Source organism: Paenibacillus sp. MBLB1832, from assembly GCF_032271945.1.
Lineage (GTDB): Bacteria > Bacillota > Bacilli > Paenibacillales > NBRC-103111 > Paenibacillus_E > Paenibacillus_E roseopurpureus.
The window spans coordinates 2,955,661-2,969,076 of sequence record NZ_CP130319.1 but is presented as its reverse complement, the minus strand read 5'-3'; the positions used below and the strand labels follow the sequence as shown (position 1 = coordinate 2,969,076).

Genomic DNA, 13,416 nt, shown 5'->3' with positions numbered 1-13,416 from the left:
TTACTTTGCGACATGCCCGCATATGATTCGTTAGTAGTTGTTTTTAAGACGGATGTAAGGGAGTGGAAGGGGCATGTCTTTTTTTGATAAAGTAAAGCAGGGCGCATCAGAAGCAGCGAAGAAAGCCCAGCAAACGGTCGAAATTACGAAATTTAAAACCCAAATTTCGCTGAAAGAACGCGAGATTGATAAGATTTACAAGTTGATCGGTGAATCGGTGTTTGCCTCGCATCAATCGGGCAATATGGATCAAGTCGCCTCTCATGTGGCAGACTATTGCACTGGAATAACGGTCATTCAACTCGAGATTAGTGATCTTGAACAAAAGATTGCCGAGATTCGGAATGAGAAGGAATGTGTGTGCGGCAAAGTTGTTGCCACGGATACGAAATTTTGTTCATCTTGCGGTCATCATTTCGTGTAATTGTTCAAGCCTATGAGCGCCAAGGCAGTTCTCTCAGAACGTTACTGGGGGAGCTGCTTTTCCATTTTGGGGAGGACGGTTTCCTGTGATATGATGGAAGAAATAGATCTTGAGAGGAGTTCAGTCCATGTCACAGGCGCCAGTAGCCAGAGTAGAAATGCTCATACGAAAGCCCGTCCAAGAGGTATTTGAAGCTTTTATCGACCCTGCGATTACGACCAAATTCTGGTTTACCAAAGGAAGCGGACGATTAGTAGAGGGCGCCCGCGTCCAGTGGGAATGGGAGATGTACGGTGCATCCGCCGAGATTTTGGTGAAAGCGCTGGAGGTCAACAAACGGATTGTCATTGATTTTGGTTATCATGTCGAATGGACGTTCGCCGCTCAAGCGGATAACACAACTTTCGTGACGATCACGAGCACCGAGTTCAGGGGAAGTGAAGAGGAAGCCGTGCGTCAAGCGCTCGACGCGACCGAAGGCTTTACGATCGTTTTGTGCGGACTTAAAGCGTATCTGGAACACGGGATTCAGTTGAATCTGGTTGGAGATAAAGCGCCCTATGCGCATCGTCAAAAGTAGCTCATAGACATCATCGTACTTGTATAAGGAGTTAGTCAGATGAAAGACATTTTGACCACAAAGAGGCTGTCCTTAGTTCAACTAGGACCATCTTCCAGTGAGTTGGTTGTGGATTATGTGAAACGCAATCGCACGTTTCTTGCGCCATGGGAAATGGAGCGGGACGAGGCCTATTATACGAAGGCGTTTCATGCGGAATTATTAAATATTGAGGCAAAACTGATCGAAGATGGGCATTTATTTAAAGTGTGGATGCTATATGAAGAGCGGATCATTGGCTCGATTGCGTTAAGCAATGTCGTGCGAGGTGCTTTTCAATCGTGTCATTTAGGCTATCGAATGGATGGAACGCTTGTCAATCAAGGCCTTATGACCGAAGGGATCCAAGCCGTTATCACGTATGCCTTCGACGTCATGAAGCTCCATCGTATCGAAGCGAATATTATGCCTAGCAACACGGCTTCTTTGCGGGTCGTGGAGAAGCTTGGTTTTTACAACGAAGGATTGGCACACAAATATTTGAAAATACATGGCGTATGGGAGGACCATATTCATATGGTGCTTCGCAATGCCGCGATGGAATGAAGAAAATCCCCACGGAACCTGCACATCGCAGGTTCCGTGGGGATTTTCTTAGGAACTTTTTACCAATCGACCACGTCTAACTAAAACAAAGGAGCTGATTCACATTTTTAAAAGAAAGTTAACGTGGTTAATGATTGGCGCAATCGTTGTGTGTTCTGTTCCTCAACATACATTTGCCGAGGAGATCTTTGCCTCATCGAGCGAGATGCCCTATGTAACACTGCTCGACGAATTTACGTTGTATCCGACGAAAGAAACAAAACCTAAGGAAGCTTTGGGGGCGCTAAGCGCGCTGCAGTCCGTTCATCTTGCTCCGATTCGGTGCGATCAACTGTTGAATATCACGAACATGGACAAGGTGCAGATCGAGACGTGGCTGGGCAGCGTATGGATCAATTTGAAGGAAGGCAATTATAAGTATGGGAAGTTAACGTATGAGGAGCAAAACTTAACGCTGCTTGAAGATGAAACCGCGCTGTACGAGGCACCATCGGTCGTGACACCGTATACGTTAGCCCCACAAAAGGTCCAGGCTTTCGCCTCATTGCCCGCTTGCGACCCTTATTCGCCATGCCGGATAGATGCAACCTGGTATCTCATTCATACTTCGTGGCTTGGGGATCAATGGATACGTCCTGAACATTATGCGGAGAAATATGGCGCAAGGAACAATGGAGCGCAGGTCGAGGGACTTATTCCAATTCCTCAAGAGAGTGAAGTCTACTTATATCCATTTGACAAGCCTATTAAGAGCGAGAACAAGATTCAACCTCAAGTCATCAAACCTTTAGGAAAATATATGCGTACAAGTATGGCAGGGGCGAGTGTGTGGTACCAGATTTCAACACCGAAAGGACCGCGTTGGATCTACCAGACCAGCGATTACGGCTTGGGATTTGAACGCGTCGATAGCGTTGATCAAGTGATCGAGATGCCTGTTCCTTTTCACTATTACAAAATCCCTAATGGTTACTTAGACGATAAGTATGGCGAGGTGCCTCCTCAAGATGTACATGTGATTGGAAAATGGGGCGATTGGTATTTTACGATTGTGTCTGGTATGAAAAATGGCATGTGGCTGAATCCTTCCCTGGAAATAGCAGGCGGATTAACTGGTAATTTCGAGCATGATCAGAAGTTTGGTGTTACAGCTAGTCAAAAGCGTATTGAACTTATGCTTACGTCTATTGTCTTAGACAAGCCATATGAGGATACGTCGAGGCCAGAAACAGCACTGACGTTCTCGCAACAGACCGTTACCGCACTGCGGGAATGGATAGCTCCGAATGGACAGACGTGGTATTACATCCAAACGTGGCAAGGGTTCAAATGGGTAAGACTATAGAGAGCAATTAGCGCGGTTTTTGCGTTGAGAATGAAAATTCCAGCTGATCGCGCCCGAAATGGAATTAAATGAGAAAAAGATGTATATTAACAAGATCATCAAGTTGTGGAGGGTGTTCGTTTGAAATTGTTAATGCCATTAACAATACACATGCAAACGTGTGAGGCATGATCGTTATTCTTATATTTGCATTACTTGCACTTATTTGTTTGCTGCTCATGATCAGTACGTTGTGGGTTCACTATACACATGTTCATCTTGGAAAACCTTCCGCTAACAAATTGACCGTGGTGCAAATTACGGATCTCCATGGACGCACACGATTTATGAATGGGTCGTTAAGTCAGCTGGTGAATAAAGTTAAGCCGGGTTATGTGATGGTTACAGGAGACTTGGCATCACGTTTGCCCTCATTTCATAATGTTCTTGCCGAAGTCAGACGGATTACATGTCCTCATCGTTACTTCGTTCCAGGGAATCATGAGCGGCAAGAGTTGGTTAGCAGGCAAAGAAGACGCTATTCGCAAGACGAGTATGCGCAAATTCTACGCATGGTAGAAGCCGCGAATTTGAAGGTGTTATCGAATCAAGGAACTTCCATCCAAATAAGTGATAAACGAATCTTGATCTACGGATTTGATAATTCGATAAACAAGGAAGAACAGCTAACGTTAACCGCTGAGGACATTCAGCAATACGACTATGTCATCATGCTCGCGCACTCGCCTAGTATTATCCATACCGCGCTTTCTGGCAAAGTTCCTTGGGATTTACTGCTTGTCGGCCATACGCATGGCGGACAAATTCGACTGTTGGACCGTACGATCGGTGCGTATAAACATTGTCATGTTGGCCTGAAGGCATTGGATTCGCGTAAAATGTTCTATATCAATCGCGGGCTCGGGACCGCACGCATTCCGATACGCTGGGCTTGTCCGCCGGAAATTGCGGTGTTCCATATTTATTTGTAAAAAGGGGAGATGAAGCCTGCCTAACAACTGCGCTTCAATCTCCCCATTATTTATTACACGATTCACTAGTCGCTCAATCTCCCCAACAACTAACCACGCTTCGCCCCACAGGGATATACACCGCGGCATCATGCTCCAAGAATCGCTCCACCGCCTTATTCGGCAGTAGATTTCGCCCATCGAGCATAATGGGCTGACGCATGCCTTGTGCCATCCGGGCCCAATCCAAGCTTACAAATTGCGGCCATTCAGTGAGTATCATAATCGCATCCGCGCCAACTGAAGCTGTATAAGCGGAATCTGCAACGTGTACGCCATCATACGGCACATGCTGTACCACAGGATCATAGGCTTGCACAGCAATCCCATGAAGCTGGCATTGCTTGAGCAAGGTTAGAAACGGCGCATCACGCACATCATTCGTATTCGGCTTGAAGGAGATACCGAGAACAGCTAGTCGTTTGCCTTGCAGATTCCCCCAGCAAGAAATTAACTTGGCAATAAAACGCGGGATGCGCTGCTCGTTAATATGAGCCGTCGCCTCCAGCATGGGAAGGGACAGACCGACCAATTTGCCAGAGGTTAACAGCGATTGCAAATCTTTCGAGAAGCATGAGCCGCCATAGCCGACGCCAGCTTGCAAGAAGTGCGGCCCGATTCGTCGGTCCGATCCAACGCCCGCCATAACCTGGCGAATATCAGCTCCGTACCCTTCACACAAATCGGACATCATATTGGCAAATGAGATTTTGGTCGCTAGAAACGTATTCGCGGCATATTTAATCAGCTCTGCACTGCGCCGATCGCAGACTTGCACAGGAGCATCTATTCTCGCATATAAATGGCGGAGTTCAGCTTCCGCATAAGGGGACTGACAGCCGACAACGATCCGATCCGGATACATGAAATCTTGAATGGCGCTGCCTTGGCGCAAAAACTCGGGATTACTCACAATTTCAGTACGCAGACCTGTCTCGCGCAGACTAACTTCCAGCTCATCACAGGTGCCCACGGGAACCGTACTCTTCACAATGATAAGAGGCGGGCAATCGCCATGGTGCATGAATTTTGCCAACACCTCATGAAGTTGACTCAGATCGGTGTGACCATCAGGACGCGTAGGTGTTCCTACAGCAAGCATAAGCGCCTCTGCATCCAGACTTGCGCGAACGACGTCCGTCTCCCAGCGTAAATTTCCGCTTGCACGTCCATCGGCAAATAATTCTTCGAGCCCTGGCTCCCAAATCCCAAGTACTCCAGCTCTTAATCCTCTAATCACAGGCTCACGATCGACTGCCGTCACTTGATGTCCTTGTTTCGCCAAACACACAGCCGCCACTAACCCCACATATCCCGTTCCTACAATCGTTATACGCATGTGCAAACCCACCTTTACGCGGAGTAGAAACCAGATTTGGTGCCAATTCGGCGAAAATCAACGATTTGTTCGTAGTCGTGGAGCAGGTTGTCAAAAATACGGTCCCATGAGCGTCCAAGCGCGTAATTTCTGGCTTCAACACCGAAGCTGGTCATGCGATCGGGATTTTCGAGTAAAGAGGCAATGCCCTGTACAAAAGATTGTGGCTGACGCGGCGTACAGAGTACGCCTGTTTGGCCATTCAGCACGATATCGCGCACGCCGCCGCTATTCGCTGCAATGACGGGCAGTCCCGAGGCCATGGCCTCTTGGACGACATTACCGAAAGTTTCCGTGCTCGACGGGAAAACGAAAAGATCGGCAGAAGCGTACATTTGCGCAAGCGTCTCGCCAGATTGATAACCAGCGAAAGTGACATTCTTGGGTGCTTGCTGGCGCAATTCAGGAAGTTGTGGGCCGTCTCCGACGACTAGCCAGTGAACTTGATTTTTTATCGAATCGGGGAGTGTTCTCATAATCCCAATCAGTGTATCGATATCTTTTTCAGGCGCGACGCGGCCAACATATAAGAAGAGATATGGTGCCGTGATGCCGTATCGGGTACGCACATCCGCACTTTTTTTAAGAGGATCATATAACGTGCAATCAATCCCTCGCGACCACAGCAGCAAGCGATCGATACCTTGTTCTTGTAACGTTGAAATCGTATCCTGGGAAGGTGCGAATGTCGCGTCACAGGATTGATGGAACCATTTCATGTACGACCAGTACAAGGGGACAGCTGCTTTCATCCGATAATAACTCAAATAACGGTCGAAATGGGTATGGTAAGAGGCAACATGCGAAATGCGATGCTTCCGTGCATAATGAAGACCGCATAATCCAATGTTGAAAGGGGTTGCCAAATGCATCAAATCCGGCTGGAATTGATCGAGTTCAGCTCGTAGAGCCAAAAGATTGGGGAGCGCTAATCGACATTCGGGATAGAGGAAGAAAGGAATGCTGGTAATGGGACGAATATCATCGGAATAACCTGGATCCGCCGAAGATTTTGGAGAGAATACGAGATGCTCAACCCCTCGGCGATGCAAATATTGAGAAAACCGTCCAAGCGTAAGTGCTACACCGTTCATTTGCGGAACAAAAGTATCGGTAAATAACGCAAGACGCATACGTACCCCTCCTGCAGGTCCTTTTTAAGATAAGCGTAGCATCAAATTATTCGGAGAATGTTAATGGCATATAAAGGTATTATGTTACTTCCATTTCCGAGCATAAAGCTTTACAATTTAGATATGCAGGAAAAAAGGGGGATATCATGAAACAAATTGGTGTTGCATTAATCGGTTGTGGAGCCATTTCTGGCGTACATTTGAGAGCGATTTCCGAAATTCCTACGGCCAAACTTATCGCCGTTGTGGATACGAATGAAAATCTGGCGAAAGCGACAGCCGAATCCTACGGTTGTGCTTACTATACGGATTATGTGGACATGCTAGCGAATCCAGACGTTGACGTCGTACATATCACAACAGCCCATTACCAACATGCGCCTATGGCGATTGACGCCCTGAAGGCAGGCAAGCATGTATTGACTGAAAAACCGATGGCGGAATCGAAAGCAGCTGCGCAATCGATGTTACAAGCCGCAGAAACCTATTCGCAGGTACAGCTCGGTGTTATTTTTCAAAACCGCTATAACCCCGCATCTCGACTTATGAAAAAGGCAGTGGAATCCAGCGAACTTGGCAAACTGCTTTGTCTCAAAGGCATTGTTACGTGGAATCGAACTGCCGCTTATTATGAAACCGCATGGAAAGGGAAGTGGGCCACAGAAGGAGGCGGCGCACTCATCAACCAATCCATTCATACGCTAGATTTATTGCAATGGCTGGGCGGTGAGGTAAGCAGCGTCAAAGGAACGATGTCGAACGATTCCTTGGAAGATGTCATTGAGGTGGAAGATACCGTACATGTACATCTTACTTACAAAAACGGGGCAACGGCCGTGTTCTATGCGACGAACGCCTATGGGGTGAATTCTCCGCCGGAGATCGAGCTTGTTTTTGAAAAGGGCAAGCTGGTGATGATCGGTGATACCTTGTACCAGGTCATCGATGATGTGCAGACATTGCTTTCTTCCCCAGAAGCCAATAACTTGGGTGCGAAATCTTACTGGGGCATCAGCCACAGCAAGCAAATCGCTGATTTCTATGAGCATCTTCTTACAATGCGTCCGTACTGGCTGAATGGGCCAGAGGGTTATAAGGCTTTTGAACTCGTCATGGATATTTACGAATCTTCACGAACAGGTAAACGCATCACTTATCGTTAATTCCTTCTAAATCTCGTATACATCGAAAATGTCAAGCATAATATCGGATAAGCGCGACATTGTTGGAAAACCTACAGGATGAAAGGGGCTGACAAGATGCCAAACGAGATGGATCGAGATTTGGAAGCGATCTTGCAAGAAATTGAGCAGTTGAAGGGTGTAGAGGCTGATGCGGATTATGATCAAATTCGTTCCTACGCGGATCAGCTCAACGGTGAGTTGCTAATAGACGAAGAGTAAGGTAGAGGCATATTGCCAGAAGATCAGCGGCCATTGTATGCTAGGGAAACCGAGCGCATAATGGCTCTTTGTCATGCCTTATCATTGAAGGGGAGCGTACGATGAGAAAAAAGATCGGCTGTTTACACGCACATTATTCGAATATTGCGTATATCCAACAGGCTCTTGCCACCTATGAGCTGGAACTCGTCCATTACGTTGATCCTGGCTTAATCAGCCGAATTACGAACGATTCAAGCTTTAATGCGGAGAAAGCGACATCCAAAGTAACGGAGCAATTGCGATGGATCATGGGGAATCAAGTCGATGCGATACTCCTAACATGTACGAATTACATCGCACTTCTGGATGAAGAGCAGCTGCAGCCCACAGTTCCCATTATTAAAATCGACGAGCCCTTCTTTGCACAGCTAGCTGCGATCAATCAGCCTCATGTGCTGCTCTTTACAAATCCCGCGACCGTCGAGGGGACGATCGAGCGACTCATGGCGCATACAGACAAGCAGGGCGTATCACTCCTGCATTTGGAATCACATGTCATCGAGGACACGTTCGATCTTCTGATGCAGGGGAAGCAAGAGGCATATGAGAAGGTCATTTGTTCTTATATTGAACAATTACACGAGGATCAACCAGATATCCAGATTTCGGTGGCCCAGCTTTCCATGGTGAACGCAGCATCACGCATGGAGCAAGAACTCGGCATGAACATCGGCAATCCGCTGAAACCATTGGTGAAGCATATACTTGATGCTTTAGCGTGAACTTACATAAACAACGAATGCCCTCCCGTTCAATAGCCATTGATCGGAGAGGGCATATCTATATGAACGACGTTTAGTTCCATCCTTTAGCTGTGACCGACAGCTTTTTTCGCTGAAATAAACGTTTGAACAAACTGATTTGTTTCTTCCGCCGAAGCGTTAGACGTACACCTTCAATGAGCAGTAAAGAACGTAATGAATCGCGACGATTAAGTGAATGTAACCTTTTGATGAACTGCTCGTCCATATCAATCATCCTCCTATAAGTACACACAATTCGTTGGTGAACTACCATCACGCATACTAGTATTATAGGGGAAACGCTGAGCGAAGAATGTCATTTCGTTGCATGCGAAATCAATTCTTTTGTCGAAACCCAGAGAAATTCTGACCTGCCAAAAAGTGGTTTACATGTTTCTCCATAGGGCACCCAATAGGGTTGATTTTTTCCTGTAGTCAATATTTTGTCCCATCGGAAACTTGATTTTTTAAAATGAAATTTCGACATAAAACATAGTCCCATCATCGCGAAAATAGAAGGCGATTTCATCCGTTACCGTGCTCATCCGGACCGTTTTCGGCGAAAACTCCTCAATGATGCCTCGATCCACCTGGACTAATTTACCTTTCCCATCCGTCTGCCATACAGAAACCGTGGATTGGGAAATGGCTGCAGCGAATAAATCACCATCTGATCTCAATAACTTTTTCATCCGCTTAATCCTCGCTTTCTAGTTGTAATGCTTTATGCACATATATATGTCTACGATATGCAAGCTATGAATCTATGATTATAACCTGATTTGGTATATAATGGGGCAGGTATGTTGTATGCAGATGACAAGGAGGAACACAATGAAGGTTTTTTTAACAAAAGGAATCGTTTCCACCATGGCAGCGGCATGGATTGCTATGGCTGCGATTCCGCTAGGCGCCCAGGCGAGCGGTAGTGATCTTGCTTATCCGGACGTCTCCGAAAGCCATTATGCAAGTCAAGAAATTGCGAAATTGAAACAACAAGGCATCGTTACAGCGGAAAATGACGGAAGCTTTCATCCCGATGACGCGATTACTCGCGGGGATGCAGCCGTTTGGTTGAGTAAAGCGTTACATTTGAATAAGCCGAAAGCGCTGAATGGTTTCCTTGATATTACCGAGAAAAGCCCCTATGTGGATGCTGTAAATGCGTTGAAGGAGCATGCCATTGTTGAAGGCAATAATGGGATGTACGAACCAGATTCGTTCTTAACGCGTGAACAGATGGCTAGCTTGCTCGTACGTGCCTTCCAACTGAAGGACAATGGCATTCAGGCGTGGCTGAAGGACGAAGCCCAGATTGGGAAATGGCATCATGATGATGTGGTGAAGCTGAAGCAAAATTTCATAACGGATCAAATTACGTATATGCCACAGGATCTTGTAACGCGTGCGCAGCTTGTTTTATTCCTTTCTCGTACACTGGCGCAAAAGGAAATTGCTACTTCGGGCGAGACCTCCTTGGATGATTTCTTACGTCTGCCAGACAGAGCAGTAATGCGACTATCACCAGACAGCCAAACCTTGGCCTATTTGCATCCTTCGGACAATAACCGTATGAATATCTATATTCAGAAGCTAGGCGAAACGGCGAGTAAGCAAATTACGAACGTCAAGGATGAATATATTAGCAAAATATTCTGGATTACGAATAACGTGCTGGTCTACGTTGTGGATACGGGTGGAACAGAGAATACACATCTCCGTGCGCTCCAAATAGATGGTTCAAGTGACAAGGATCTGACGCCGTTTCCCAACGTCAAGGCGGACTTATTGGATGTGATTCCAAGTAAAAATGAGAGCGATATTGACATTCTAGTCACCATGAACAAACGCGATCCGAAGATCATGGATGTATATCGCATTAACTTGCTAACAGGGCAATTGTCCGTACAAGAAACGAATCCAGGGAACATTGCGTTTTATTTGACGGATAATTATGGGCATATTAGAGCGGCGTTAGCTAAAGACGGGGAGAAGAAGACACTTCTTTATCGGGAAGAGGAGACGAAACCCTTTGATCAAATTGCAACTTTCGATCGGAAGGATACGTTTGCTCCCGTCATGTTTTCCTTCGATAATAAGCAGCTGTTCGCAGTGTCTGATGTGGGCCGGGATAAACAAGCGCTCGTGGTGTATGATCCGATATTGAAGAAGGAAACCGAGATCATTGATATGAACGATCAATACGATGTCGATGACTTCTTAGTCTCGTATGCGACTGAATCCATTCTTGCTGTCTCCTACGAAGGAGATGACATTCAGACGAATTATCTAGATGCTGGCTTTGAAAGAGTTGCTGGCGTAATTTCATCCTTACTGAAAACGACGCAATGGAAAATTCTTGGCTCCGTCGATAAAGAGAACTTCTTAGTGTATTCGAATGATGATACATCGTACGGTAGTTACTATTACTACAGTCGTAAAGGTCATTCCCTACATAAAATTGCTGACATCAATCCTTACTTGGATGCGACGAAAATGGCTGACATGCAACCTATCTCCTTCAAAAGCAGAGATGGACTCCTTATTCACGGCTACTTGACATTGCCGAAAGGATTGCCACCTTCTAAGCTTCCCGTTGTAGTTCATCCGCATGGCGGCCCATGGGCACGCGATTCCTGGGGTTTTGATCTAGATGTTCAATTGCTGGCGAGCCAAGGTTACGCCGTTCTTCAGTTGAATTATCGTGGTTCAACTGGTTATGGCAAAGAGTTTCTCCACGCAGGGGATAAAGAGTGGGGACGAAACATGCAAAACGACATCACGGACGGCGTGAATTGGCTGATCAAGCGAGGAACTGCCGATCCTGAGCGAATTGCGATATATGGCGCATCATACGGCGGATATGCCACTTTGGCGGGCCTGGCATTCACGCCGGACTTGTATGCAGCAGGTGTTGATGTAGTCGGACCTTCGAATTTATTCACATTCCTGAATACGATGGCTCCTTATTGGGAGCTTAGTCGTCCAGAAATGTACCAAGAAGTTGGTGATCCCGTCAAAGATAAAGCACGACTCGAAGCTGCTTCACCACTTTTACATGCAGATCAAATCAAAGCACCGCTCATGATTGCACAAGGTGTGAACGATCCTAGAGTGAATAAGGCAGAATCCGATCAAATGGTCGCAGCCATGCGCCAATTAGACGTGGATGTGCCGTACATGCTCAAGCAAGGTGAAGGACATGGTTTCTACAAGCCAGAAAATGAACGTGATTTCTATCAAGCACTTATTCAATTTCTTAATAAATATGTAAAGAACAAGAAGACGAAGAGCACAGAAACGGCGAACTAAATAGGTGAGACGAACACCTCCTGTTATCGGAGCTAGCGGCATTCTTTTTATGAATGCGCTAGTGCATGATAGGAGGTGTTTTGCTGACTAACAATCCAAATATTGGGGAGAATAAACGTATCTCATTCTCAGGAGGCGCCTGCATGGAGCGTTTGTTTAAATTGAAAGAACGAGGTACGAGCATTTCGACTGAAATTATCGCGGGAGTGACCACATTTCTGACGATGGTCTATATCGTTATTGTGAATCCAGGCATATTGAGTACAACAGGGATGGATTTTCACGGCGTGTTTATGGCAACGGTGCTGGCGAGCATAATAGCTACATTGATTATGGGTCTTTTTGCAAACTATCCGATCGTTATCGCGCCTGGCATGGGGCTAAACGCTTATTTTGCTTTTACAGTTGTTGGCGGCGGGGGAGTTGATTGGCAAGTAGCTTTAGGGGCTGTCTTCATTGAAGGAATCTTATTTATCATTCTGTCGTTGACATCGTTCCGCTACGTCTTGCTTGACGCTATTCCAGCCAGTTTGAAGCATGCCATCACGGCTGGTATTGGGCTTTTTATCACCTTCATCGGCCTGCAAAATGCGAAAATCATCGTCGCCTCTCCAGCAACCTTGCTGACGTTGGGAGATTTGAGAGTACCGATGACAGCTGTGACCTTAATCGGATTGATCGTTTCCCTCATTTTATTAGCTTATAAAGTTCGTGGCTATTTGTTTTTCGGCATGTTAATTACCGCAGTGATCGCTTGGATGATGGGTTTGCTGACGATGCCTGATGCTATCCTTGCAGCGCCTTCTGGGCTATCGGCAACAGCTTTTAAGCTTAATCTAAGCGATATCTTCACAGGGAGTATGTACACGGTCATTTTCACATTCTTATTGATTACCCTTTTCGACACGACAGGGACGATGTTAGGGGTAGCTGAGCAAGCTGGGTTGCTGCAAGGCAACAAATTTCCGCGTTCGCGCGGGGCATTATTAGCCGATGCAGTAGGGACAACAACAGGTGCACTGCTAGGGACAAGTCCAACGTCAGCCTATATTGAATCCAGCTCAGGTGTCGCTGTTGGAGGCAGAACGGGTTTGACAGCCGTGGTCGTTAGTGTGCTGCTTGCGCTAACTTTGTTATTTTCCCCAATTGTTGCCGTGCTTGCCAGCATTCCCGCGATAACAGCGCCGACGTTAATCATAGTTGGATTTCTCATGATGAATGTGCTTCGCAAAATTGAGTGGCATGACCTGGAGGAAGCGTTTCCCGCATTTCTCATTGTGGTCTTAATGCCACTTACCTATAGTATCGCAACGGGGATCGGGATTGGTTTTATCGTGTATCCGATTCTCAAAGTGGTTAGAGGCAAGCGTCGGGATGTGCATCCCATTTTCTATTTATTTGCGGTCTTATTTTTCGTTCAGATCGTGTTTTTCACTCATTAAGCCGATCCATAAACCCTTA

At 46.4% G+C, this 13,416-nt stretch carries 14 protein-coding genes; 10 read left to right on the top strand and 4 right to left on the bottom strand.

All coding sequences use genetic code 11. From position 1 onward, the window contains the following. Positions 1-73 precede the first annotated feature (73 nt). The 5 genes from MJB10_RS13155 (at position 74) to MJB10_RS13135 (ending at position 3,905) form a co-directional block, all read left to right on the top strand. On the top strand, positions 74-424 hold the full coding sequence (locus MJB10_RS13155; RefSeq protein ID WP_314795303.1) for a zinc ribbon domain-containing protein: 351 nt from the start codon (positions 74-76) through the stop codon (positions 422-424). Positions 425-551: 127 nt separating this feature from the next. Next, positions 552-1,004, top strand: a complete 453-nt coding sequence (locus tag MJB10_RS13150; RefSeq protein WP_314795301.1) for an SRPBCC family protein — start codon at positions 552-554, stop codon at positions 1,002-1,004. Positions 1,005-1,043: 39 nt separating this feature from the next. Next, on the top strand, positions 1,044-1,589 hold the full coding sequence (locus MJB10_RS13145) for a GNAT family N-acetyltransferase (RefSeq protein WP_314795299.1): 546 nt from the start codon (positions 1,044-1,046) through the stop codon (positions 1,587-1,589). Positions 1,590-1,719: 130 nt separating this feature from the next. Further along, positions 1,720-2,934 carry a hypothetical protein gene (locus MJB10_RS13140; protein WP_314795297.1) on the top strand — a complete coding sequence of 405 codons (1,215 nt, stop codon included), beginning with the start codon at positions 1,720-1,722 and terminating at the stop codon, positions 2,932-2,934. Between the two features lie 167 nt (positions 2,935-3,101). Beyond that, positions 3,102-3,905, top strand: coding sequence for a metallophosphoesterase (locus tag MJB10_RS13135; RefSeq protein WP_314795295.1), 804 nt, complete (start codon positions 3,102-3,104; stop codon positions 3,903-3,905). A 73-nt stretch (positions 3,906-3,978) separates the two neighbouring features. Here MJB10_RS13135 and MJB10_RS13130 read toward each other — a convergent pair whose 3' ends face one another. Next, positions 3,979-5,283 (bottom strand): UDP-glucose dehydrogenase family protein, encoded by a 1,305-nt coding sequence (locus MJB10_RS13130; RefSeq protein WP_314795294.1) that lies wholly within the window; start codon positions 5,281-5,283, stop codon positions 3,979-3,981. A gap of 14 nt (positions 5,284-5,297) precedes the next feature. Beyond that, entirely contained in the window at positions 5,298-6,455 is a 1,158-nt protein-coding gene (locus tag MJB10_RS13125) for a glycosyltransferase family 4 protein (RefSeq protein WP_314795292.1), read from the bottom strand. A gap of 146 nt (positions 6,456-6,601) precedes the next feature. Here MJB10_RS13125 and MJB10_RS13120 point away from each other — a divergent pair, with 146 nt between their 5' ends. The 3 genes from MJB10_RS13120 (at position 6,602) to MJB10_RS13110 (ending at position 8,622) form a co-directional block, all read left to right on the top strand. After that, positions 6,602-7,618 carry a Gfo/Idh/MocA family protein gene (locus tag MJB10_RS13120; RefSeq protein WP_314795290.1) on the top strand — a complete coding sequence of 339 codons (1,017 nt, stop codon included), beginning with the start codon at positions 6,602-6,604 and terminating at the stop codon, positions 7,616-7,618. Positions 7,619-7,714: 96 nt separating this feature from the next. After that, positions 7,715-7,858 (top strand): hypothetical protein, encoded by a 144-nt coding sequence (locus tag MJB10_RS13115; protein WP_314795289.1) that lies wholly within the window; start codon positions 7,715-7,717, stop codon positions 7,856-7,858. Between the two features lie 101 nt (positions 7,859-7,959). Next, the gene (locus MJB10_RS13110) at positions 7,960-8,622 is read left to right on the top strand and encodes a hypothetical protein (RefSeq protein ID WP_314795287.1); all 663 of its coding nucleotides are present in this window, start codon (positions 7,960-7,962) and stop codon (positions 8,620-8,622) included. A gap of 73 nt (positions 8,623-8,695) precedes the next feature. On the opposite strand, the gene MJB10_RS13105 is transcribed toward MJB10_RS13110, so the two are convergent. After that, positions 8,696-8,869 carry a hypothetical protein gene (locus MJB10_RS13105; protein ID WP_314795286.1) on the bottom strand — a complete coding sequence of 58 codons (174 nt, stop codon included), beginning with the start codon at positions 8,867-8,869 and terminating at the stop codon, positions 8,696-8,698. Between the two features lie 241 nt (positions 8,870-9,110). After that, positions 9,111-9,335: a hypothetical protein gene (locus MJB10_RS13100; RefSeq protein ID WP_314795284.1), complete on the bottom strand. Its 225-nt coding sequence runs from the start codon at positions 9,333-9,335 to the stop codon at positions 9,111-9,113. Between the two features lie 142 nt (positions 9,336-9,477). Between MJB10_RS13100 and MJB10_RS13095 the strand changes: the two genes are divergently transcribed. Together MJB10_RS13095 and MJB10_RS13090 are read left to right on the top strand one after the other, a co-directional pair. Then, positions 9,478-11,955, top strand: a complete 2,478-nt coding sequence (locus MJB10_RS13095) for a S9 family peptidase (RefSeq protein WP_314795282.1) — start codon at positions 9,478-9,480, stop codon at positions 11,953-11,955. A 143-nt stretch (positions 11,956-12,098) separates the two neighbouring features. Beyond that, a complete protein-coding gene (locus MJB10_RS13090) occupies positions 12,099-13,397 on the top strand; it encodes an NCS2 family permease (RefSeq protein WP_314795280.1) in 1,299 nt (432 codons plus the stop codon). Positions 13,398-13,416 lie beyond the last annotated feature (19 nt).